General features: G+C 69.2%; 22 protein-coding genes. 10 read left to right on the top strand and 12 right to left on the bottom strand.

Features of this window, described 5'->3' with window-relative positions:
- Positions 1-71: 71 nt before the first annotated feature.
- Complete coding sequence (locus AADV74_RS09765) at positions 72-425, top strand: DUF7882 family protein (protein ID WP_342113528.1); 354 nt, start codon at positions 72-74, stop codon at positions 423-425.
- A 43-nt stretch (positions 426-468) separates the two neighbouring features.
- Here the strand turns inward: AADV74_RS09765 and AADV74_RS09770 are convergent, their stop codons facing one another.
- Both AADV74_RS09770 and AADV74_RS09775 read right to left on the bottom strand, forming a co-directional pair.
- Positions 469-1,179: a hypothetical protein gene (locus AADV74_RS09770; RefSeq protein WP_342113529.1), complete on the bottom strand. Its 711-nt coding sequence runs from the start codon at positions 1,177-1,179 to the stop codon at positions 469-471.
- Positions 1,180-1,203: 24 nt separating this feature from the next.
- Positions 1,204-2,373, bottom strand: coding sequence for an AI-2E family transporter (locus tag AADV74_RS09775; RefSeq protein WP_342113531.1), 1,170 nt, complete (start codon positions 2,371-2,373; stop codon positions 1,204-1,206).
- 119 nt (positions 2,374-2,492) lie between these two features.
- On the opposite strand from AADV74_RS09775, the gene AADV74_RS09780 reads away from it, so the two are divergent.
- Positions 2,493-3,152, top strand: coding sequence for a GAP family protein (locus tag AADV74_RS09780; RefSeq protein WP_342113533.1), 660 nt, complete (start codon positions 2,493-2,495; stop codon positions 3,150-3,152).
- A gap of 55 nt (positions 3,153-3,207) precedes the next feature.
- Here the strand turns inward: AADV74_RS09780 and AADV74_RS09785 are convergent, their stop codons facing one another.
- Complete coding sequence (locus tag AADV74_RS09785; RefSeq protein ID WP_342113535.1) at positions 3,208-4,128, bottom strand: EamA family transporter; 921 nt, start codon at positions 4,126-4,128, stop codon at positions 3,208-3,210.
- A gap of 99 nt (positions 4,129-4,227) precedes the next feature.
- Here AADV74_RS09785 and AADV74_RS09790 point away from each other — a divergent pair, with 99 nt between their 5' ends.
- The 5 genes from AADV74_RS09790 (at position 4,228) to AADV74_RS09810 (ending at position 8,777) form a co-directional block, all read left to right on the top strand.
- Positions 4,228-5,349 carry a cation diffusion facilitator family transporter gene (locus AADV74_RS09790; RefSeq protein WP_342113537.1) on the top strand — a complete coding sequence of 374 codons (1,122 nt, stop codon included), beginning with the start codon at positions 4,228-4,230 and terminating at the stop codon, positions 5,347-5,349.
- 149 nt (positions 5,350-5,498) lie between these two features.
- Complete coding sequence (locus tag AADV74_RS09795; RefSeq protein ID WP_342113539.1) at positions 5,499-6,212, top strand: hypothetical protein; 714 nt, start codon at positions 5,499-5,501, stop codon at positions 6,210-6,212.
- A 103-nt stretch (positions 6,213-6,315) separates the two neighbouring features.
- The gene (locus AADV74_RS09800; RefSeq protein WP_055823758.1) at positions 6,316-6,567 is read left to right on the top strand and encodes a hypothetical protein; all 252 of its coding nucleotides are present in this window, start codon (positions 6,316-6,318) and stop codon (positions 6,565-6,567) included.
- Between the two features lies 1 nt (position 6,568).
- Positions 6,569-7,825, top strand: a complete 1,257-nt coding sequence (locus tag AADV74_RS09805) for a cupin domain-containing protein (protein WP_342113545.1) — start codon at positions 6,569-6,571, stop codon at positions 7,823-7,825.
- A gap of 19 nt (positions 7,826-7,844) precedes the next feature.
- Entirely contained in the window at positions 7,845-8,777 is a 933-nt protein-coding gene (locus AADV74_RS09810; protein ID WP_342113547.1) for a ferredoxin family protein, read from the top strand.
- Positions 8,778-8,920: 143 nt separating this feature from the next.
- On the opposite strand, the gene AADV74_RS09815 is transcribed toward AADV74_RS09810, so the two are convergent.
- The 3 genes from AADV74_RS09815 to AADV74_RS09825 all read right to left on the bottom strand — a co-directional run bounded on the left by AADV74_RS09815 (position 8,921) and on the right by AADV74_RS09825 (position 13,500).
- A complete protein-coding gene (locus tag AADV74_RS09815; protein ID WP_342113549.1) occupies positions 8,921-9,688 on the bottom strand; it encodes an HNH endonuclease family protein in 768 nt (255 codons plus the stop codon).
- Positions 9,689-10,047: 359 nt separating this feature from the next.
- The gene (locus AADV74_RS09820; protein WP_342113551.1) at positions 10,048-12,165 is read right to left on the bottom strand and encodes a RecQ family ATP-dependent DNA helicase; all 2,118 of its coding nucleotides are present in this window, start codon (positions 12,163-12,165) and stop codon (positions 10,048-10,050) included.
- 69 nt (positions 12,166-12,234) lie between these two features.
- Positions 12,235-13,500, bottom strand: coding sequence for a serine hydrolase domain-containing protein (locus tag AADV74_RS09825; protein ID WP_342113553.1), 1,266 nt, complete (start codon positions 13,498-13,500; stop codon positions 12,235-12,237).
- Positions 13,501-13,704: 204 nt separating this feature from the next.
- On the opposite strand from AADV74_RS09825, the gene AADV74_RS09830 reads away from it, so the two are divergent.
- A complete protein-coding gene (locus AADV74_RS09830) occupies positions 13,705-14,118 on the top strand; it encodes a DUF4383 domain-containing protein (protein ID WP_342113555.1) in 414 nt (137 codons plus the stop codon).
- Between the two features lie 17 nt (positions 14,119-14,135).
- Positions 14,136-14,825 (top strand): hypothetical protein, encoded by a 690-nt coding sequence (locus tag AADV74_RS09835; RefSeq protein WP_342113557.1) that lies wholly within the window; start codon positions 14,136-14,138, stop codon positions 14,823-14,825.
- A 51-nt stretch (positions 14,826-14,876) separates the two neighbouring features.
- Here the strand turns inward: AADV74_RS09835 and AADV74_RS09840 are convergent, their stop codons facing one another.
- Positions 14,877-16,190, bottom strand: a complete 1,314-nt coding sequence (locus AADV74_RS09840) for an ATP-dependent DNA helicase (RefSeq protein ID WP_342113558.1) — start codon at positions 16,188-16,190, stop codon at positions 14,877-14,879.
- Between the two features lie 89 nt (positions 16,191-16,279).
- Here AADV74_RS09840 and AADV74_RS09845 point away from each other — a divergent pair, with 89 nt between their 5' ends.
- Positions 16,280-17,662, top strand: a complete 1,383-nt coding sequence (locus tag AADV74_RS09845; RefSeq protein ID WP_342113560.1) for a hypothetical protein — start codon at positions 16,280-16,282, stop codon at positions 17,660-17,662.
- A 148-nt stretch (positions 17,663-17,810) separates the two neighbouring features.
- Here the strand turns inward: AADV74_RS09845 and AADV74_RS09850 are convergent, their stop codons facing one another.
- From AADV74_RS09850 to rpmB, 5 genes are all read right to left on the bottom strand, one after another.
- The gene (locus AADV74_RS09850; protein ID WP_342113561.1) at positions 17,811-19,793 is read right to left on the bottom strand and encodes a bifunctional copper resistance protein CopD/cytochrome c oxidase assembly protein; all 1,983 of its coding nucleotides are present in this window, start codon (positions 19,791-19,793) and stop codon (positions 17,811-17,813) included.
- A gap of 185 nt (positions 19,794-19,978) precedes the next feature.
- The gene (locus AADV74_RS09855; RefSeq protein WP_055823789.1) at positions 19,979-20,266 is read right to left on the bottom strand and encodes an HU family DNA-binding protein; all 288 of its coding nucleotides are present in this window, start codon (positions 20,264-20,266) and stop codon (positions 19,979-19,981) included.
- A 359-nt stretch (positions 20,267-20,625) separates the two neighbouring features.
- Positions 20,626-20,931 (bottom strand): 30S ribosomal protein S14, encoded by a 306-nt coding sequence (gene rpsN / locus AADV74_RS09860; protein WP_342113566.1) that lies wholly within the window; start codon positions 20,929-20,931, stop codon positions 20,626-20,628.
- 4 nt (positions 20,932-20,935) lie between these two features.
- A complete protein-coding gene (gene rpmG / locus AADV74_RS09865) occupies positions 20,936-21,103 on the bottom strand; it encodes a 50S ribosomal protein L33 (RefSeq protein WP_021760158.1) in 168 nt (55 codons plus the stop codon).
- On the bottom strand, positions 21,103-21,339 hold the full coding sequence (gene rpmB, locus AADV74_RS09870) for a 50S ribosomal protein L28 (RefSeq protein ID WP_055823794.1): 237 nt from the start codon (positions 21,337-21,339) through the stop codon (positions 21,103-21,105). Before rpmB ends, rpmG begins: the two co-directional genes overlap by 1 nt.
- Between the last annotated feature and the right edge of the window lie 20 nt (positions 21,340-21,359).

The following is a 21,359-nucleotide window of genomic DNA, read 5'->3' on the forward strand; positions in this document are numbered from 1 at the left end:
CTGTCGTCAATCCGCTGGAAATGTGCACCGAACGGCGGAATCGCGAACCCGGAAAGTGAGATGCTTGCGCGGTGGGAGAACTGATCTACGGAGCCGGCACGTCATACGAGATGGATGACCGCACGCTGGCGCACATCAAGGTGGCGACGGGACTGCGGCTGCGCCGTCAGGAGTCGTTCTACGTCTCGTGGGCCATCCCCTCGAACCAGGGCTCGGGCCGCATCAGCATCTGGGCATCGCCCTCGATCCCGCTGCAGTTCCATTTCTCGGGTTCTCGTCCGCCCGAGCTCAACCGCCAGTGGCTCCAGGCGCTCGACGCCAGCGCCTTCAGCGAGGGCGGCATGCTCGTGATGCGCGAGAGCGACGCAGCGTCCTACCTGCAGCTCGAGGCCGAACGCGCTGCGGCCGGCCCCGGTTCGCCGTAGCGGGATTCGCACCGGTCAGCGCCGGTCCCACGGGTCGCACGGGTCAGCGTCGGTCGAAGCGACCCGAGCGTTCCTGGCGCCCCGGCCGGGCGGAGTGCGCTGTCGCGCCGCCCGCTGAGCCGGCGGCATCCGTCACCGCGGGATGCTCCTGCGGCAGCCCGTGCCGTGCTCCCGATGCGGCGAGCGCCACGTTCTTCGTCTCCCACTCGCGCAGCGCCTGCTGCTCGGAGTTCAGGATGCGCAGCTCAGGACAGGCTGTCACCGGCTTCCCGCACCTGCAGACGGTGGCACCGCCCGCCGCGTGATGCAGCACCCCCAGCCTCCAGAGCACGGCCATCATGCGGTCGGTGCGCCGGTTGGCCAACTCCGTGGCCCGCTCGGCCCGCCGCACGAGATCGCTCTGCAGTTCTTCCCGCACTCCGGATGCCGGAGCAGAGTCGAACTGGCCGATGACGGTCGCCGAGAGCTCGGCCACCTTCGCCTCGAGTTCGGCGATGCGCGTGGCCGCCTCCGCGGCGTCGGCCTCCGACTGCGAGGCTGCAGCCGAGCCGGCGAGCGCCTGGGCCTCCGAGATGCCGCTCCACAGCGCGATGTGAGCCAGGTCGCGGCGCTCGGCCTTCTCGGGTCCGAGGTGGGAGCGGCAGTGCGTGCAGACCACCTGGTCCGAGTGCGACGTGAACGTGAATGGCTGCAGCGAGCCGCAGCAGAGGCAGCGTGCCTCGAGCTCGGTGTGCAGGGCGTAGTCGTGGGGCATCGACCCCAGACTAGGCCGAGCGCCCTACTTCTTCGCGGCCTTGCGCGCGTCCTTCAGCTGTTTGGCCTGGGCGTCCTCCGCCTTCATGATCCCCTTCGTCTCGTCGAGGTCGCCGAGCACGGGCCGCCACCACTGCGCGTTGGGGTTCGAGTCGATGAGGATCATGCGCACCATGAGTGTGAGGGGCACGGCGAGGATCGCTCCGATCGGACCGAGGATGACCAGCCAGATCAGCACGGAGGCGAAGGTGATGGTCTGACTGAGAGCCACGGCGTTGCCGACGATGCGCGGCTGGACGACGGACTGCACGACGGCGTTGATCACGCCGTAGATGAGGATGATGATGACGGCCGTCTGCCATCCCCCCACCAGGAAGCCGAAGACGACCGGCGGGATGATGGCGATGAAGTAGCCGATGTTCGGGATGAAGCTGCAGATGAACGACAGCAGTCCCCAGAGGAGGGCGCCCGGCACCTGCAGGATGAGCAGGGCCACCCAGTTCAGCACTCCCTGTGCGACGCCCAGTCCCGTGGTGACGACCATGTACTTGCGCACGCCGTGAGCGAAACGCTCGAGCGAAGACACCATGTAGGGTCGGCGCGGGCGGAGTTGGCGGAAGAGCGTCTCGAGGTAACCGGCGTCCATGGCCATCAGCAGCAGAAGCGTCAGGATGATGACCAGGCCGGCGGTGATGCTGGTGAGGCTGCCGAGCAGGCCGGAGACGAAGCCCACGAGGTTGCTGGGGTCGAAGCCCTGCACGATGGTCTGCACCTGGTCCGGCCCGAACCCGATCTTGGTCAGCCAGGTTCCGATCGCCGCGCCGATGTCCTGGATCTGGGGGGCGAACTGCGGCAGCAGAGCGGCGAACTGCGCGAAGGCGACGACGAGCGCCGTCACGAATGCCGCCAAGAGGATGAACACCGCCAGTACGACCGAGACTGTGGCGAGCCCGCGCGGGACGCCGCGTCGCTCGAGGGCGATGCGCAGGGGGTGGACGCAGATGGTCAGCACCAGGGCGAGGAAGATGGGCGCCACGACGCCCTGCGTCGCCGCGAGGCCGAACGCCGTGATGGTGGCCCCGCCGAGGCCCATGAGGATCATCGCGTTGCGGTTGGCGGCAGGATGACCGTCGACGGCCGTATCGAGGTCGACCGGCGCTTCGACGGGCGCCTTCTGCTTGCCGAACCAGAACATGCCCGCCTCCAACCCGGCGCGAACAGGCGCGCGCGCCGTACGGGGCCACGATAGCGTGACCACTGTGCTCTCCTGAGCACGACTCACGAACGTGTCTGGGCATGAGATGAGGTTCACGGATGCTTCAGGTCGTCGGTGCTCTCCTCCCCATCTCCCTCGCCATGGCCCTGAGCTCCGTGCCCTTCCTCACCACCGTCATCCTGCTGCTCTCGCCGAAACGCAACAGCACGGCTCTTCCCTACCTCCTCGTCTATGTCGTCGGTATGTTCGCAGTGGCCGCCGTCCTCAGCTTCGGGCTCGCCTCGCTTCCCCGTCGCGTCCGTGTGGGAACGAGCCTCGGCGTGATCGAGATCGTGCTCGGACTGCTTCTCATCGCCCTCGCTGTCGTGGAGTTGATCCGAACGCGTGGTCGCGAGCCCGCGTCGTCCAACGCCATGCTCGACAGGGTGGCGACGTTCGGAGTCTGGCCGGCCGTGGGCTTCGCACTGCTGCTCAATGTGCGTCCGAAGGCTCTGCTGCTCGCCACGGCCGCGGGAATCGCCATCGGCACGGCCCATCTCAGCCCGAGCGAGGGACTCGCTTGTCTTTTGCTCTACACGCTGTTGAGCTCGGTGACCGTGAGCGTGCCGGTGATCATGACCCTCGCCCGCCAGGAGAAGATGGCGGACCGACTGGTGCGCATGCGCGACTACATCCTCGCCAAGAGCGGCGTGATCACCTTCATCGTGCTCCTCATGGTGGGCGTCGTCATCCTCGGCGCCGGGCTGACCAACCTCTGAACGCCGCTCGCCGAGGGCCGAGCGCAGCGACCGCCCGAAGCGCCAGCCGGCAGGGCTAATGCTGCCCCTCTGCGGTCATCTCGAGGTCGGAGGCCGGAGCGTCGCGCTGCGTCGCGAGAGCCGTACCGGCAGCACCGCAGACCAGGGCGATGGCGAGAACCTGCACGAGCGTGAACTGCTCAGCCAGGATGAGCCATCCGAAGATCGCGGCGATCACGGGTCCGAACGACGTGATGATGGCGTACACCCTGGCCGTGATGCGCCGCAGGATGAAGGTGTCGAGACTGTAGGGCAGGGCCGACGACAGCACGCCGATGGCGAGCAGCAGGCCGAGCACCCGCCAGTCGATCACCGAGACGTCGAGCGTGAACAGCGCGGCAGGTACCAGCAGCACCAGGCTCACTATGCTCGCCACTGTGAGGCCCTCGAGGCCGGGGAGCCTCAGCGCCACGCGGCGGGTCAACAGGATGTACGCGGCCCAGCTGGCCGCGGCCGTGAGGGCCAGCACCACGCCCCACGCGTTGATGGTGCCATCGAGCCCCGTGAGCATCACCACGCCGACGCCGGCCGCGATGACGCAGATCACGTCGAGAAGTCTGCGCGACGTGGTCAGGGCCAACAGGAGTGGACCGAGGAACTCGATCGTGGCGGCGACCCCGAGCCCGAGGAGGTGCACGGACTCGTAGAAGGCGAGGTTCATGACGGCCAGGACCACGCCGAGCGCCAGGGCCGGCCACAGCCGCGCCCAGGTGAGCTCGGCACGCTTCGGACGGTAGAGCGGAAGCACCACGATCGCCATGACCAGCTGCCGCACGGCCACCACCACGAAGGATCCGACGACAGGAATGACGACGCCGGCCAATGACGACCCGAGGTTGATGCTCACCTCGGTGCCCACCTGGGTGAGTGCCCCCACCGTCGCGCGGCGTGAATCGGGTGCGGCTCCGGGATCCGCCGCAGTCGCCTCGTCCGTCACCTCTCGATCCTAGGCTGGGCCGAGCGTCTGGCCTCGACCGACGGATGCGGCAGTGCCAGACTCGACAGGTCGACGCAACATTCTCTGCAGGGGGTCGCCATGGGTGCCGAGCAGTCCGGCGTCGCTCCGCGCGATCAGCAGCCGCATCCCGACATCAGGATCGACGTTCCGGCGCGAACCGGGGCCACCGTCGCCGCCGGCGATGTCGCCGACGCCCCGCCCCGGACGGGCGACACGCTCGTCACGGTGCTCGTCGCCTTCGCGGCGAACGTCCTCATCGCCGTCGCCAAGAGCGTCGCCGCCGTCATCACGGGGTCGGCGTCGATGGTGGCAGAGGCCGCACACTCGTGGGCGGATGCCGGCAACGAGGTGCTGCTGCTGATCGCCGAGAGGCGCTCGCAGCGCCCGGCCGACTCGCGGCATCCGCTGGGCTATGGAAAGGACGCCTACATCTGGTCGATGTTCGCGGCGTTCGGCCTGTTCACCGCCGGCGCCGTGGTGTCGATCCAGCACGGCATCCAGGCACTCCTCGATCCGGAGCCCGCCACCGACTACACCATCGCGTACATCGTGCTCGCGGTCTCGTTCGTGCTCGAGGGCATCTCGTTCGTCCGTGCGCTGCGCGAGGCCCGCGAGAGTGCGCACGAGGCCAACCGCGGCACGCTCAACCACGTCATCGCGAGTTCCAACCCGACCCTGCGGGCAGTGTTCGCCGAAGATGCCGCCGCCCTGATCGGACTCGTCATCGCCTTCCTCGGCATCCTCCTGCACCAGCTCACGGGGTCGCCGGTGTTCGACGCGATCGGATCCATGGGCGTCGGCCTGCTGCTCGGCGTCGTGGCCATCGTGCTCATCAGCCGCAATCGCGCGTTCCTGCTCGGGGAGGCCATCGGAGCCGAGGACGAGCAGGAGGTGCTCGGCAGGCTGCTGCAGCGACCGGACATCGACCGGGTGACCAGCCTGCACGTCGAGTTCATCGGCCCCGGACAGCTCTTCCTCATCGCCGCCATCGACCTGGCGGGCAACGTGCGGGAGGACGCCCTCGCGCTCGAGCTCAGGGGCATCGAGAAGGACCTCGAGCGCGACCCACACCTGGCCCGTGTCGTGCTCACCGTGTCGGCCGCTGACGAACCATCTCTGGGGGTGTCGGAGTCGACGTTGCCGAAACATACCCATGGCAGCATGAACTCAGCGACGAGTGAGGAGGGGAACGGCCGATGACAGTCTCGGATGGACCCGAACCACGCGCTTCACGCCAGTCGCCGCGCCACGGTCGACTGCTTCGCTCGCACGCCGGGCTGACAGTCCTGAAGACCGTGGGGATCGCGGCCACGACGCAGACCTGCGCAGCCGCCCACAGCGGGTGAGCGATGCAACCGGCTGAGCGCGAGGAGCGCATCCGTCACCTGCAGCGTTCGCTGTACTCGGCCGATGCGGTGACGGATGCCGCCCGCGACGACGCGCTCGACGAGCTGCGAGGCCTCGAGGCCGAGCAGGCCGCCGTCGACACGGCGCCGACGACCGACGCTGCTCGCGGGCCCGCGCCCGAAACCGCCGCATCCGACACCGTCGTCGCTGGTCATCCCGCACGCGACAGCGGCCGGCGTGGCATCGTGCTGGCCGCAGTCGGCGCCGCTGCAGCCCTCGTCATCGGCGTGGTCATCGGCGTCACGTCGTCCGGCACTATCACCGGCGTCGTCTCAGGCGTCCTCGGCGGGGCGCCCGCCCCGGAGCCGTCGGCGGCTGCGATCGCCTTCGCCAGACCGCAGGCGCCCGTCGACATCCCCGACATACCGCTCGGCGACAGGTTCGTCGCCTCCTCCTTCCGCCAGCTGCTGGAGGCCGGACTCGACACCCTGTACCTCGCGCGCGATGTCGACGACGACATCTGCCTGATCGTCGTCATCCAGACCCAGGACTTCGCGGCCACCTGCACCCCGGAGCGCGACCTCGACGCCAGCGGACTGCAGCTGCGCTGGCAGAGCATGACGCCCTATCGCGACCTCCCCGGGCAGCCGAACGTGAGTGACTTCGAGTTCACGTGGCATCCGGACGGCACCTCGTCGATGGAGGCCTCCAACTGATGACTCTGGTTCTCGCGCGGTGACGCAAGGGGGTGAATCCTGTGTGAGGCGGGCGTACTGTGAAGAGCGCGGCGACCACGCCGCATTGGTGGGAAGGATGACTATGGCGATCAACGACGAGGACATCACGAACGAGGCCGCAGGCGGCGGCGAAGGCGTCGCAGACGGCGGAGCGAACCCGGGCGGTCACGATGGCGGAGCCGACGGCTCGGCATCGGGCGGCGAGGGTCCTGCCGACGGAGGAGCGAACCCCGGTGGCCACGACGGTGGAGCCGACGGCTCTGCCGGCGAGGGAACTGCCGACGGAGGAGCGAACCCCGACGGCCACGACGGCGGCGCCGACGGCTCTGCCTGAGATGAACGACACGGAACGCGGGCCGGGCGACCGGCCCGCGCTTTCGCGCTGCATCCGCATTCCGGCCGACGAGTTCGCCCGGGAGTACTGGGGCAGGCGACCACTGCTCTCCGAGGCCGCGACCCTGGCCGGAGCCTTCGACGACCTGTTCTCCACCGAAGCGGTCGACGAGTTGGTGACCGAGCGCGGCCTCCGGACCCCATTCATCCGCATGGCGCACGAGGGCACGGTCCTGAAGCCTGCGTCCTACACCGCACCGGGCGGATTCGGCGCCGAGGTCGGCGACCAGGTCAGCTCCGACAAGGTGCTGGCGGAGTTCGCCGGTGGCGCCACGATCGTGCTGCAGGGCCTGCACAGGCTCTGGCCGCCGCTCATCGATTTCACCAGGCGCCTCATCGATGACATCGGTCATCCCGCCCAGGTGAACGCCTACGTGACCCCGGCGTCGTCACGCGGCTTCGATCCGCACTACGACGTGCACGACGTGTTCGTGCTGCAGATCAGCGGCGAGAAGCACTGGCGCATCCACGCGCCCGTTCACGTCGACCCCCTGCGTGACCAACCGTGGAGCGACCACGGCGCCGCCGTCGCAGAGGCGGCGACCCACGCCCCCGTCATCGACGCCGTCCTGCGCCCCGGCGACGCCCTGTACCTGCCGCGCGGCTGGATCCACTCGGCCGAGGCCCTCGGCGACACCTCCGTTCACCTGACGATCGGCATGGCCGCCTACACGCGCGCCGATGTCGTGCAGACCCTCGTCGCCGTGGCTGGCGACTCTCCGGCACTGCGCGCGTCGCTGCCGCTGGGCATCGACCTGACGGATGACGCAGCCGTGCGTGCCATCGTCGAGCAGACGGCGGAGCAGCTCATCGCCGTGCTGACGGCGGCGAGCGCCGATGAGGCCGCCGCGTCGACCGACCGCGTCGCCCGCCGGCTATCGGCACGACTCACCGACGCGACCCGCCCCGAGCCGATCGCCCCGCTCGCCACTGTCGACGCCATCGCCCGCCTCGACGGAACGACCCGGGTGCGCTGGCGCGGCTCACTGGGCGCACGCGTGGAGCAGTCGGGCGACAAGGCGCGTCTGGTCTCCCGGCTCACGACACTGACGCTGCCCGGTGAGGCGACGGAGGCCCTTCGCCACCTGATCACCGGCGTCGAGACCGTCGTGGCCGAGGTTCCGGGGTTGGACGAATCGGATGCCGTCGTCGTGGTGCGCCGCCTGCTGCGCGAGGGCTTCCTCGTGGCGCTCGAGTGACTACACGGCCGGCAGCGGCGTGAGCGTGGACGGCCCGTTCGGCGACGGCGGCTGGCAACCGTGCAGTGACCGCTCCAGGCAACGCGGCGACCCCCTCACCGGCACGGGCTCGCGCGGCATGCAGTGGTTCCTCATCGAGATCTCGGGGCCGTGGGGATCGCGTGCCTTCCTGGATCCGCCCTTCGACACGACACTCGGTCGGGCAATGATCCATCGCATCGAAGGCGCAGGCATGCGCCCTCTCGCCATCCGTCGCACCGGCCGTCGGCGCGAGCAGACCTCGTGGTCGTGGGCGAGCGTCGACTCCAGGCCGGGACACGAGTCCGTGCGCTGGGGTTCGGTCGACAAGCCGGAGGAGCTGCTCGACGTTCCGCTCGACGGCTCGACGGGTGAGCCATCCGATCGACCGATCTTCGCCGTCTGCGCCCACGCGCGCCACGACCAGTGCTGCGCCGTGCGCGGTCGCCAGGTCGTGACGACACTCGCTCGAGCCTTCCCGGAGGAGACCTGGGAGTGCTCTCACCTGGGCGGGGACCGCTTCGCCGGCACCCTCGTGATGCTGCCGCACGGGCTCTACTACGGCAACGCCGACGATGGAGATGCCGTGCGCATCGCCGAGGCCTACCTCGACGGCCGCGTCGTCGAGGAGCACTACCGCGGCCGCAGTTCCCTGTCGCATCCCGTGCAGGCCGCGCAGCACTACGCACGACTGGCACTGGGTGACGAGGGCATCGAGGCCTACCCGCCACTGGGCGAGCGTGCGACGACGACGTCAGACGGAGGCTCGGGTTGGACTGTGTCGCTGGGATCCGCTGCCGGTCCCGTCACCGTCGAGCTCGCGGAATCGGCATCCGAGCCCCTGCTCTCGACCTGCTCGGCCACTCGTCAGCTGCGCGTGCGCCAGTACGAGCTGGCCGGGCTGACTGGGCCCACGGCGATTCCCGCTCGCTGAGGGCCGAGCGCAGCGGCCGGTTCTGTCGCTCGCTGAGATCCGGCGCAGCGGCCGGTTCTGTCGCTCGCTGAGGGCCGAGCGCAGCGACCGCCCGAAGCGCATCCGGTCGGCGGCCCGCTCCGACCGCGGGCTTCGCCCGCGCCTCAACGAGCGGAGATAGTCGCCGGATACGCCTTCTGCGTCGGGCAGGTGTCGAGGATGCGCTCGATCGCGTCGTGCTCGGCCTGCGTGACCCACAGGCCGTAGACCGACTTGACCGACACCTGACGGGCGACGTAGCTGCAGCGGATGGACTTCTGCGCCGGCAGCCAGGTGGCGGCGTCGCCGTCGCCCTTCTGCATGTTCGAGCGGCCGTCGACGGCCATCAGGTTGAGCGGATCATTCGCCAGGGCCTCGCGCTGCGCCTGCGTCAATTGCTGGGCTCCGGTCTGCCACGCATTCGACAGCGCGACGAGGTGGTCGATCTGCACGAGCGCGCTCGTGTCCTGCCCGCGCACGAAGTCGATGGTCGCGCCCGTGTACGGCGAGACCAGCATTCCCGTCATGACCTTGCAGGGTCCCGACTTCGCGATCTCGGTGAGGTCTCGGGCGAGAACGTCGTTGCGAGTGTCGCAGCCGTTGCGATCGACGTCCTTCCAGGCGTTGCCGAATCCACCCTCCCTGTCGTAGCCGGTCTTGGGGGCTCGCCCCTTGATCTGCAGGGTCGCGAGGGCGGCCAGCGCAGTGCCGACAGGAGCCGGTGGCGACGACGATTCGGGCGTGGCGGTCGGTGTGGCGGTCGGTGTCGGTGTGGCGGTCGGTATGGACGTGGCGGTCGGTGTCGGGGCCGAGGTCGCCGATCTGGACGAGCTCGCGGTCGCCGACGGGGTGACATCCGTCGCGCTCGATCCGGCTCCGGTCGAATTCCCCACTCCAGGGCCGCCGCTGACGCCGACACAGACGAGAGCAATCACGCAGGCGGCGATCACCGAGGCGACCGCGGCGACGCGGGCTCGTGCCGAATGCGGCCGCGCTGGCGGGGGATTCATCTACGGAGCCTCGGCAAGCTGTCGGTCGTCGTGCGGGCGGATCGCCCCCGAGACGCTATCAAGCGTCGGCTGGGTAAACGCCCGTCGGCACGGCGATCAGGCTCGTTGTGGGGGTGCCGTCGGCGCGGCCGCCGGACGAGTCAGCGGAGTCGAGCACCAGAACAGGCCGAATCGGCCTGTTCTGGGCGTATCCGCTTCCAGACTCCGCTGACTCGCACGTCGGTCCGGGACGGAGCTCTGCGTCACCCGCGCAGAGCCAGCGCGAACGGCAGCACGGCAGGCACGCCCGCCCGCCGCAGCTCCCGGGCCGCCACGGTGATGGTCCAACGGCTGTCGACGAGGTCGTCGACCAGCAGCACCGGTCCCGATGCCGCTGTCGCCAGGTCGAGGGTCGACGTGTCGAAGCGGTCCCAGAGGCCACCGAGCCTGTAGACGCTGTTGCCGCCGGGTTCTCCGGTCGGCCCGCCATTGCGGGTGCCGAGCTCGCCGAGGTACGGCAGGCGCCCGACGGCAGCGAGCCCGTGGGCGAGCGAGTCGACCAGCAGCGGATGCCGCCTCGACGGCACCGCCACCACGCCGACGGGTCGCGTCTCCCAGCCCCACTCCGCGAGCACCCGGACGCAGGCGTCGAGCACTGACCGCGAGACCGCGGCATCCGGTTCCCCGGCCGCGAAGACAGTGCGCAGGGTCCCGCCCCAGCCGAGGTCGGTGAGCCGGGCCAGAGCGCGTCCCTCCAGCATCCGTTCGTCGACGGCGATGCGTCCCTTCACCGGGACGCCGAGCTTGTCGGCGCCGGTCGGCCACTGCGCCCGCGGATCGATGGGGACACCGACGCGGCCGAGGGCCGATGACGCCGTCGCTGCGGCACCCTCGGCGAGGTCCTTCGGATACCAGACGCCTGCGCAGTTGTCGCAGCGGCCGCAGGGGGCCGCTGTCTCGTCGTCGAGGGCGCGCTGCAGGAACTCCATGCGGCATCCGTCTGTCGTCTCGTACTCGAGCATGTGCTGTTGCTCGGCCGTGCGTTCCGCGGCGATGCGGGTGTAGCGCTCGGCGTCGTAGGTCCACGGCTGCCCCGTGGCGATCCAGCCGCCCTGCACACGCTTGACCGCCCCGTCGACGTCGAGCACTTTGAGCAGCAGTTCGAGCGGGGTGCGCCGGATGTCGACCAGAGCCTCGAGTGCCGGGGTCGACGTCGGCGTCGACGAGGCGGCCAGCTCCGCGATCACACGCTCGGCCCTGATCTGGTTGGGCATCGACGCCGTGGCGAAGTAGTGCCAGATGTCGGGATCCTCGCGGCCCGGGAGCAGCAGCACGTCGGCGTTGTCCGTGGCGCGGCCGGCGCGGCCGACCTGCTGGTAGTAGGCGACCGGCGATGACGGTGCCCCCAGGTGCAGCACGAAGCCGAGGTCGGGCTTGTCGAACCCCATGCCGAGCGCGCTCGTGGCGATGAGGGCCTTCACCTCGTTGCGCTTGAGCATGCCCTCGGACTCCTCGCGTTCGCCCGGATCGGTCTGACCGGTGTAGGCGCGCACGTCGTGGCCGGCCTGCCGCAGCAGTCTGGCGGTGTCTTCGGCGGCGGCGACGGTGAGCGTGTAGATGATGCCGGATGCCGGAAGCTCACCCAGATGACTGAGCAGCCAGGCCAGGCGTGCCTGGGCGTCGGGCAGGCGCAGCACGCCGAGGCGCAGCGATGCCCTGGCCAGCGGTCCGCGGATCGTCACGACGTCGACGGCCGTGCCGTCGGCACCGGCGCCGAGCTGCTCGGCCACGTCGGCGACGACGCGGCTGTTTGCCGTGGCCGTCGTGGCGAGCACGGGAACCGATGCCGGCATCCGGGCGATCAGGTCGCGCAGACGCCTGTAGTCGGGGCGGAAGTCGTGGCCCCAGTCGCTGATGCAGTGCGCCTCGTCGACCACCAGCAGTCCGACGCGCTGCACGAGGGCAGGCAGCTGCTGCTCACGGAAGGACGGGTTGTTCAACCGCTCAGGCGAGACCAGGAGCACGTCGACCTCGTCGGCGGCCAGTCGGGCCAGCACCTCGTCCCATTCGTGCGCGTTCGTCGAGTTGATGGCGACGGCGCGCACTCCGGCCCGGGCGGCCGCCGAGATCTGGTCGCGCATGAGGGCGAGCAAAGGCGAGACCAGGATCGTGGGACCGGCGCCGCGCTGGCGCAGCAGAAGGGTGGCGACGAAGTAGACGGCGGACTTGCCCCACCCCGTGCGCTGCACCACGAGGGCCCGCCGGCGGGAGTCGACGAGGGTCTCGATGGCCTCGAACTGGCCGTCGTGGAACTCAGCCTCGTCGTTGCCGACCAGTCGGCGGAGAACGGAGAGTGCGGCATCCTTCGTCGAATCGGTCACCCGCCCATGCTCGCAGATATGGTGGCCGAGGCCGGACGGAGACCGGGCCTCTGCGGGCGATCCTGCCGGTCACTCGCCCTTCGGCGGGCAGATCGCGGAGCCCGTCAACTTGTCGGCCATCTGCTCGGCCGACCACGGGAGCTCGATCACCGGCTTGTCGAGGCTCGACTCGGCCGCGGCATCGGTTCTGGCTCCGAGGGAAGCGAGCTGCAGGGCGAAGTTCTGGGCGAACGTCTTGCCTGCCGTGGCGTTGTTGAGCATGACCACGACGGTGAGCCCGCTGGCCGGATCGGAGTACGCGGCGCTGATGTACCCGCCGAAGCTGCCCGACCCACCGCGCAGCGGGCCGATCTGGGTGCCGCCGTAGCCCTGTTGCTCCCACTGCGGCGCATCGCCTCCGAGCGGAACGGTCTCCCATTGGAGCTTGTGGGTCTTCTCGGTGAGAGTCGTGCCCGATGCGAGCGACTGCACGAGGACCTTGAGCTCCGGCACTGTCGAGACGGCGCCGCCCGAGGTGCCGGCCATCGACGGCGAGAGCGTCGAGACGGCGCGGATGGCGTCGCACTGGGGCACGCCGTCGGCGGTGGGGGTGACGTAGCCTGCCGGGTGCTCACCGGGAACCTCTACGGTCGATTCCCCGGGAATCGTCGTCTCGTCGAGGCCGAGGGGGTCGAGCACGTACTCCTGCTCGAGATCGCTCCAGCTGCGGCCGGTGGCCGCCTCGAGGGCGAGGCCGAGCAGCATGTAGCCTCCGTCGGATGGCGCCCACTTCTCGCCCGGAGCACCCGTGCGCGGCAGGGCGAGCGCGTTGGAGACGATCTCGATGGGCGGCCACGGGCGTTCGGGGTTCTTCGCGAACTGCGCGCCGAGCGTTCCCCTCGTGTCGGCGATCCCCGAGGTGCCCTGGCAGAGCTGTCCGAGGGTGATACCCGCCGTGCCCGGGATGGACGGGAGGACGTGCGAGACGAAGTCGTCGAGGGTGACGACCTTCTCGTCGACGAGCCGCATCAGCACGGTGCAGGTCATGCCCTGCGTCAACTCGCCGATGCGGAAGTGGGTGTCCGTGGTGACCGGCCTCTTGTCCGTGAGGCCGAGCTTGCCACTGGCGGCGAGCCACTGTCCGCCCCACGGAGCCCACACACCGGCGACACCACCGGTGGAATCGGAGAGCGCGATCGCCGTCTTCAGTGCGTCGCTGAGAGATTCCTCGACGCTCTTGCCGAACGGCGTGTCGACCTGCTCGGGGAGAGCTGCGCGGGCGGCTCCGGTGCTCGAACACGCGGACACGGCCAGTGCGACGACAGCAAGGATCGCCGCACTGGCAAGGCTGCGCATTCTGGTCCTGCCGGTCACTTCGATCCCCCTCGAGTTCCGCTCACTAGATCCTAACGGCGCGCATGAGCGCGCCCCATCCGCCGCCGGTAACGAACGTCTCCCAATCCGATATCACCTTCCGCGGCGAACCCTCTGAGCGCGACAGAAGTCACGCACGATCTGCGTGGCTGATGCCTCGCCGACAAGAATCTGGAGGCGAAAGCCATGAATTCCTCACCCAACCGCATCGTCGGCGTCATCTTCGGCGCCGTCTACCTCCTCGTGGGCGTGCTCGGCTTCTTCGTGACCAGCGGAGTCGACTTCGTGGCCACTCGCGGCGGACTCCTCCTCGGCATCTTCGAGGTGAACCCGTTCCACAACATCGCCCACCTGCTCATCGGCGCTGTGCTGCTGATCGGCGGCCTGTCGAGCGTGAAGGCCGCGAAGGGCGTCAACACCGTCATCGGTGCCGCCTACCTGCTGCTCGGCATCGTCGGATTCTTCCTGGCCGGCACCTCGGCCAACATCCTGGCGCTGAATACGCCTGACCACTTCCTGCACCTCGCCAGCGCGATCCTGCTGCTCGGCGTCGGTCTGGGAGCCGAGCGCAGCGTTCGCTCGAACGCGGCTGTGGCGTAACTGCCATGAGCGCTCGGATGAGCCGCCCGCGCCCCTCGATCGGCCAGGTCCCCCCGGCCGCGCCGACCGAGCCGGCCGCGACGACCCGGGCCGCAGTTCCACCGACGACGTCGCCGTTCCCGTCGGCGTCGTCGGTGGGGCGGGCCTGGCCACCGCTCGCGGCCCTGGGCGCGGGTCTCATCCACCTCGCCGTCGCGGCGAGCGCCCCCGCCGTCCTCGCGGTGCTGCTCGCCGTGCTCGGCATCGCCGAGGTCACCTGGGGCATCGCCGTCCTGCGTGCCGGGCGGCCTGTTCTCGTGCGAATCGCACTCGTCGTGTCCTCGGCGTCGTCGGCGCTCTGGGCGGCCGTGGCGTTCTCGCTCGTGGCCGTCGGAGCCGCCGAACCCGCGGCATCCGTCCCCCTTCTTCCTCTCCTCGCTGCGACGATGTTCACCCTGTCCGTCGCGGCCGTCTGCGCGCGATCGCTGCGGCGGGCGGATGCCTCCGCCGCCGTAACCGCATCAACCGGTTCGTCCGCAGTCCACGCCTCGCCCCACGCCCCTTCGGCGGCCGGCGGCGGCTGGCGCTTCGTCGGCGCGTTCGCGGCGAGTGCCGCCCTGGTGTCGGCCATCGCGACCCCCGCCCTCGCAGCCACCGAGGCCGGGCAGTACGCCCACCCGCACGGTGAGCACGGCGTCGAGCTCGTCGTGCCGGGGCACGAGCACTAGGCCCCGCCCTCCCGCTCGCAGAGGACAGAGCCGCAGTCGCCGAACGGGCACTCAGAGAGCTGCGTCGGCCTCGATCGCCGGGATCTGCGCCGCCGAGTCCATGAAGCGCCGCACGTCGTCGTCGACGATGATGTCGCTGGGCCGCAGCGGACGCGTGAGGTAGAGCCCCTCGAGGCGCGTCAGCCGGCTGAGCGCCACGTAGGTCTGGCCGGGGCTGAACGCCCGCGGACCGAGATCGACGATGGCGGTGTCGTAGCTCGCCCCCTGCGACTTGTGGATGGTGACCGCCCACGCCAGCCGAAGCGGGAACTGCGTGAACTCGGCGACGATGTCCTTCGACAGCTTCTTCGTTGCGGCGTTGTAGGTGTACTTGAACTTCTCCCACGTCGCCGGCTCCACGTGGTGCACCTCGCCATCGACCTCGACCTGCACAGTGTCGGTGATGCCGGTCACCACGCCGATGGTGCCGTTCACCCAACGCGGCCCGCCGTCGATCGCCGAGTCGTTGCGCAGGAACATGACCTGGGCGCCCACCTTGAGCTCGAGCTTGAGATCGGCCGGATAAGCGCGCCCGGCGAAGTCCCCCGAGATGTCGGCCTCGTTGGCCTGAGACCTCCCCGTCAAGCGAGCCAGGGCTGACGCGTTGATGCGGTTGACGGCATCGTTGCGCGTCGCGAGGGTGATGGCACCCTCCTCGGGCAGCGGCCTGCGCGCTCCCATGTAGTTGAGACGCCCGCCCACCTCGGCGGTGACCTGGCCATGCCGCACGGCGTTCAGCATGTGCCTGAACTCGGCGTCGTTCTGACGATGGATGTGCCCGAGCTCGAAGATGCGCAGGTCGGCCTCCTGCCACACCTTCGCGTCGAAGAACCACATGGAGCGGTAGTGGTCGGTGAAGTACGCCCGCTCGTCGGCATCCCCCGGCACCGGAGCCAACTGGTAGGGGTCGCCGAACAGCACCACCTGCACGCCGCCGAACGCCGTGAACGGCTTCTTGCGAGCCTGGCGGAGGCTGCGGTCCATGGCGTCGATCAGGTCGGCGCTCACCATGCTCACCTCGTCGATCACGAGGGTGTCGATGGTGTTCAGCAGCTTGCGGGTGGCGTCGTTCTGGTCGATGTCATGGTCGGCGATGAGCCCGATCGGCAGCCTGAACAGCGAGTGGATCGTCTGGCCGCCCACGTTGAGGGCAGCCACCCCCGTGGGTGCAGCGATGACGATCTGCTTCTCGGTGTGCCAGTTCAGATGATTGAGCAGCGTCGACTTGCCCGTGCCTGCGCGACCCGTCACGAAGACGTGATCGCGGGTGGCCTCGATGGCCTCGAAGACCGCGGCCTGCTCGGCCGACAGAGCGGGGACTGACACAGCGGCCTTTCACGACGGAGACGGTCATCCCACTGTACTGTCCGGGCCGCGTCGGGGTTCGGTGCGGAGCCCCACCATAGAATGACCACGTGGAACCGGGGAGGGACGAGGAGCGCGACGGCGTGCCTGCATCCGCGCCGCCTCCCGAACCCGAGATCGCACCAGAGCCCACCCCCGCCTCCGACCCCGAGTCGCTGCCGACCCTCGGAGATGATCCCGAGCAGGAGCCGGCCCTCGTGCATCCGGCCGACGATCCCGACATCGAGCCGACGTCGGTTCCGGCGACGAGCCCGTTCGGCATCACCGTTCCCGTGCCCATCGTCTCGGATCGAGAGCTCGGCATCGGGCACCACGGCGCTCACGCCGCCGGCGACCCCACCCCGCGACTCGGCGCCTACGTCGCGGGAACCGCCGCACTGCCCTCTCCGGCACCCACGACGGCTCCGAGCCGGGTCACGAATCCGGCGGCCGCTGTGCTTCTCTGGCTCACCATCGCCCTCTTGCTTGTCGCCGCCCTCCTCGCGACCGTTGGATCCCTCAACCGCGGCATCTACAGCGCTGCCGGCTTCGTGGAGCAGTACCTCTCGGCCGTCGAGGACGGCGACGCCGGCGCCGCGCTGGACATGCCCGGGGTGCGCATCGCCCCCGAAGACCTCGCCTCGGCCGGCCTTCCACCCAAGTCCGTCGACACCCTGTTGCGCAGCTCGGTTCTGCGCGGACCGAGCTCGGTCGAGTTGATGAGCGACACCAACGACGACGAGGGCCACCACACTGTGACCTATCGGGTGAAGCTCGGCGGCACGACCGAGACGATGACCTTCGACGTCGAGCGCGACGGAACCTGGGGCGGGGTCTTCCACTCCTGGCGCTTCGCCACGAGCCCCATCGCCGCACTGGCTGTCACCGTGCTGCACGACGACACCTTCACCGTCAACGGACTGACCCTCGACGCCCGCGCCCACGCCGCACCGGACGCGGCCCCGAGTTTCAACAACTCCGCCGACTACCTCGTGCTCGCCCCGGCGCTCTACGAGTTCAGCCGGTCATCGCTGCAGCTCGAGGCTCCGCCGCAGGCCGTTCCCGTCACGAAGGTCGGGACGCGGGATGTCTCCATCGACGTGCAGCCGACGAAGGCGTTCGTCGATGAGGTGCAGACCGAGATCAACGGGTTCCTCGACCAGTGCGCCACCCAGAAGGTGTTGCAGCCCACGGGCTGCCCCTTCGGTACCGTCATCGACGATCGCGTCATCAGTGATCCCGTGTGGAGCATCGTGAGCTACCCCGAGGTGACGCTGGTTCCGGATGACACGGCCTTCCAGATGCCATCGACTCCGGGGGTGGCTCACGTGTCGGTCGGGGTGCAGTCGCTCTACGACGGCGAGGAGTCGACGGTCGAGCGTGACGAGGGTTACTCGATGGGCGCGACGGTCGTGATCGGGCCAGACGGCAACCTGAACATCCAGCTGCACTGATCCGTTCCGTGCCGGCACTCTCCGCTCGCTGAGGGCCGGACGGACTCCGCGCCCGAAGCGTCCCGGCGTTCCGCGCCCTTCATGGCGCGTCGGGCGGTCGCTTCGCTCGGCCCTCTGCGAGCGGAAGGTGCGTCGGGGCGAGCAGCCCTCAGCGAACCGAGGTGTCCCGCTGCGCCATCGCCTCGAGGCGGGCGTTGTAGGCCTCGAGCTCGGCCTCGTTGGTGCGGTCGGCGTTGCGGTCGCGACGCTTGGTCTCGCGCTCGTCGGCTCGACTCCACTGGATGGCCACGGCGATGGCCAGCGCCACGGTCGGGATCTCGCCGACACTCCACGCGATGCCGCCGCCGAGTTGCTGGTCGGCCAGCGCATCCGTTCCCCAACCCATCGCGCCGTACCAGTCGGCGAGCAGCAGGCCGGTTCCGGTCATGATCGCCAGGCCGAAGAAGGCGTGGAACGCCATGGTGAGAAGCAGCAGCAGCAGGCGGAAGGGGTACGGCAGCCTGTAGGGCACCGGATCGATGCCGATGATGGACTGCACGAACAGGTAGCCGGTGAGCAGGAAATGCACCGTCATCCACTCGTGGCCGAGATGGTCGGTGGTCGCCCAGCTGAACAACGTCGTGTAGTAGAAGATCCAGAGGCTCGAGGCGAACAGGACGGCCGCGACGATCGGGTTGGCGATGGTGCCGGCGAAGCGCGAGTGCACGGCGAGCATGATCCACTCGCGCCCGCCTCGGCTGCCGTCCTTGCGCGGGCGGATGCTGCGGAGGGCCAGGGTGACGGGGGCTCCGGGAACCAGCAGCACCGGCACGCCCATGGTGAGCACCATGTGCGCGAGCATGTGTGTCGAGAAGAGGTACTGGCCGTACAGGTTCACGGCTCCGTTGGTGACGTAGAACAGCACGACGAGGCCGGCCAGCCACGAGACGGTGCGGAAGACGGGCCACCTGTCGCCCCGGCGGTGCAGGCGCCGGACACCGGCGAGGTAGAAGAACGCACCGAAGGCGCAGGCCAGCACCCAGAGCAGGTCCCAGTTCCACTCCGAGAGGTAGCGTGCGGCGGTCAACACTGGCGGTAGCGGTTCCCCGGTGAGCAGCTCGGCCGGGGAGCCGGCGCCCGGCGCTGTCTCGGCGATGGGTGTGGCCGTTCGCGCGAGGGCCGCGGCAAGGCCCGCGGCCACGCCCATGAATGCCAGTTCCACGACCACGATGCCCCAGAACCAGCCGCGGGCACTGCCCCGGCCCTGCTCGGCCGAGCGGGCGATGCGTCCGATCGCGTAGCGACGCTGCACGGCCCCGAAGCATCCGAGAGCCAGCAGTGCGGCGATCTTGCCGAACACCAGCACTCCGTACGGAGTCAGCAGGTTGTCGAGGGTGCCGATGCGCAGTGCCGCACTCACATAGCCGGATGCCGCCACGACGATGAAGCAGATGAGGGCGACGGTCGAGTACCGACCGAGCACGGCGACGAGACGGCCGGGCTGGAGCTTCGAGCGCAGCAGCACGATGGTGAGCAGCCCGCCGAGCCAGACCGCCGCGAACACCAGGTGCAGGCCGAGCGCGATGATGGCGGCGTTGTGGCCGGCGGTGCCGGCGGCGTGACCCTGCTGCGCCATCGGCACGAGCGCGGCGACCGCCACCACCGTGACGAAGACCAGCGCCGTATGGTTGCGCACGGCAAAGCACAGCACGGTCACGAGGGCACCGATGAGGGTGGTCGCGAGCCAGGCCTGGCCGAGCGGGATCGCCGTGAGGAACTGGCTGAGGGTGGCTCCGAAGCGATCGTCGAGGGTCACCGGCGTGTTGGTGACCGAGAGGAAGGTGAGGAATCCAGTGGCTCCGGCCGCGACCGTGAAGACGCCGGCGGATGCCGCTGCCACGTCGAGCGCTCCGTCGAACTCGTCCTCGTCGGGGCTGAGCGCCCAGCACACCAGTACGAGGGCGCCGATCATGCCGGCGGCCCCGAGGTTCACGAGCAGTTTGGCCGTGGGGAGACCCCAGCGCACGAGGGCGCCCGGGTCCTCGAGGGCCTGCGGTGCCGCTCCCCCGCCGTAGGAGAGGGCTGCGATGAGTGCGACCAGCGCCGCCGCCACGAGCACGGCGGGGCCGAGCACACGGGCGGATCGCTTCACCAGTCAAGTCTACGTTCCAGCTCCGCACCTATCCTCCCGGTCGCTGAGGCCCCCGCGCAGCCGGCGGTCGAAGCGCAGTCGACGCGCTTCGACCGCGGGCTTCGCCCGGGCCTCAGCGAGCGAGGAGGTAAACGACGCGAGGGGCCCGGCCGAAGCCGAGCCCCTCGCGGGCGGTGGAGCGAAGACTACTTGGCAGCAGCCTTGAGCTTCGAACCAGCCGAGACCTTGACCGAGTAGCCGGCAGCGATCTCGATGGTGGCGCCGGTCTGCGGGTTGCGGCCGGTGCGTGCAGCGCGGTGGGTGCGCTCGACAGCGAGCCATCCCGGGATCGAGACCTTGACGTCGTTGCCCACGGACTCGGCGAGAGCGTCGAAGAAACCGCCGAGAACGCCGTCGACCGTGGCCTGGCTCTGACCCGTGGACGCTGCGATCTTTGCGACGAGCTCGGTCTTATTAAGCGACTTGTCAGCCATTGAGTGTCCTCCTCGGACGTACATCTGCGTGCCGACTCGATTTCGAGCCGTACAGCTTTTCGAGATGGCGGGGTGGGCGTTTCCGCCTGCCCCTCTTGGTCGGATGACCGCCTCGAATGTAACAGAGATCCGCGAGATTCCGCGGATTTCAGGCCCTTATGAGCGTTCGCGACACGCGGAATCGGTCGCATTCGCCACATTCGTCACGTCAGTCGCCCCCGGATGCGGCACATCGGGGTACATTTCAGCGCGCGTGCGGGCGCCGGCCTCCGTTCCCCCGGTTAACGCACTGAACGGGATGCCGACGCGAAGTCGGCATCCCGTTCAGGATGTTTCAGGCCATCAGGCCGAGATGATTGCTACCAGCTCGACTTGGTGATGCCGGGCAGCTCGCCGCGGTGCGCCATGTCACGGAAGCGGACGCGCGAGACGCCGAACTTCGTGAGGACACCACGGGGGCGGCCGTCGATCGCGTCGCGGCTGCGGACGCGGATCGGGGATGCGTTGCGGGGGAGCTTCTGCAGACCCTTGCGGGCCTCCTCGCGGGACTCGTCGGTTCCGTTGGGGTCGACGAGAGCCTTCTTCAGCTCGAGGCGCTTCGTGGCATAGCGCGCCACGATGACCTTGCGCTGCTCGTTGCGGGCGATCTTGCTCTTCTTAGCCATATGTTTAGCGCTCCTCGCGGAAGTCGACGTGCTTGCGCACTACGGGGTCGTACTTCTTCAGCACGAGACGATCGGGGTTGTTGCGACGGTTCTTGCGGGTCACGTAGGTGTACCCGGTGCCAGCCGTCGAACGGAGCTTGATGATGGGACGGATGTCCTGCTGCTTGGCCATTAGATCTTCACCCCACGAGCGAGAATGTCCTTGACGACGGACTCGATGCCACGGGCGTCGATGACCTTGATTCCCTTGGCGCTGACGTTCAGGGTGACGCTACGGCGAAGCGACGGGACGTAGTACGTCTTACGCTGCACGTTCGGGTCGAAACGACGCTTGGTGCGTCGGTGCGAGTGCGAGATGTTGTGACCGAAGCCGGGAACGGCTCCTGTCACCTGGCACACTGCTGCCATTGTGATTCCTCCAATACCGA

This window comes from Leifsonia stereocauli, assembly GCF_038432415.1.
GTDB classification, from domain to species: Bacteria; Actinomycetota; Actinomycetes; order Actinomycetales; family Microbacteriaceae; genus Orlajensenia; species Orlajensenia stereocauli.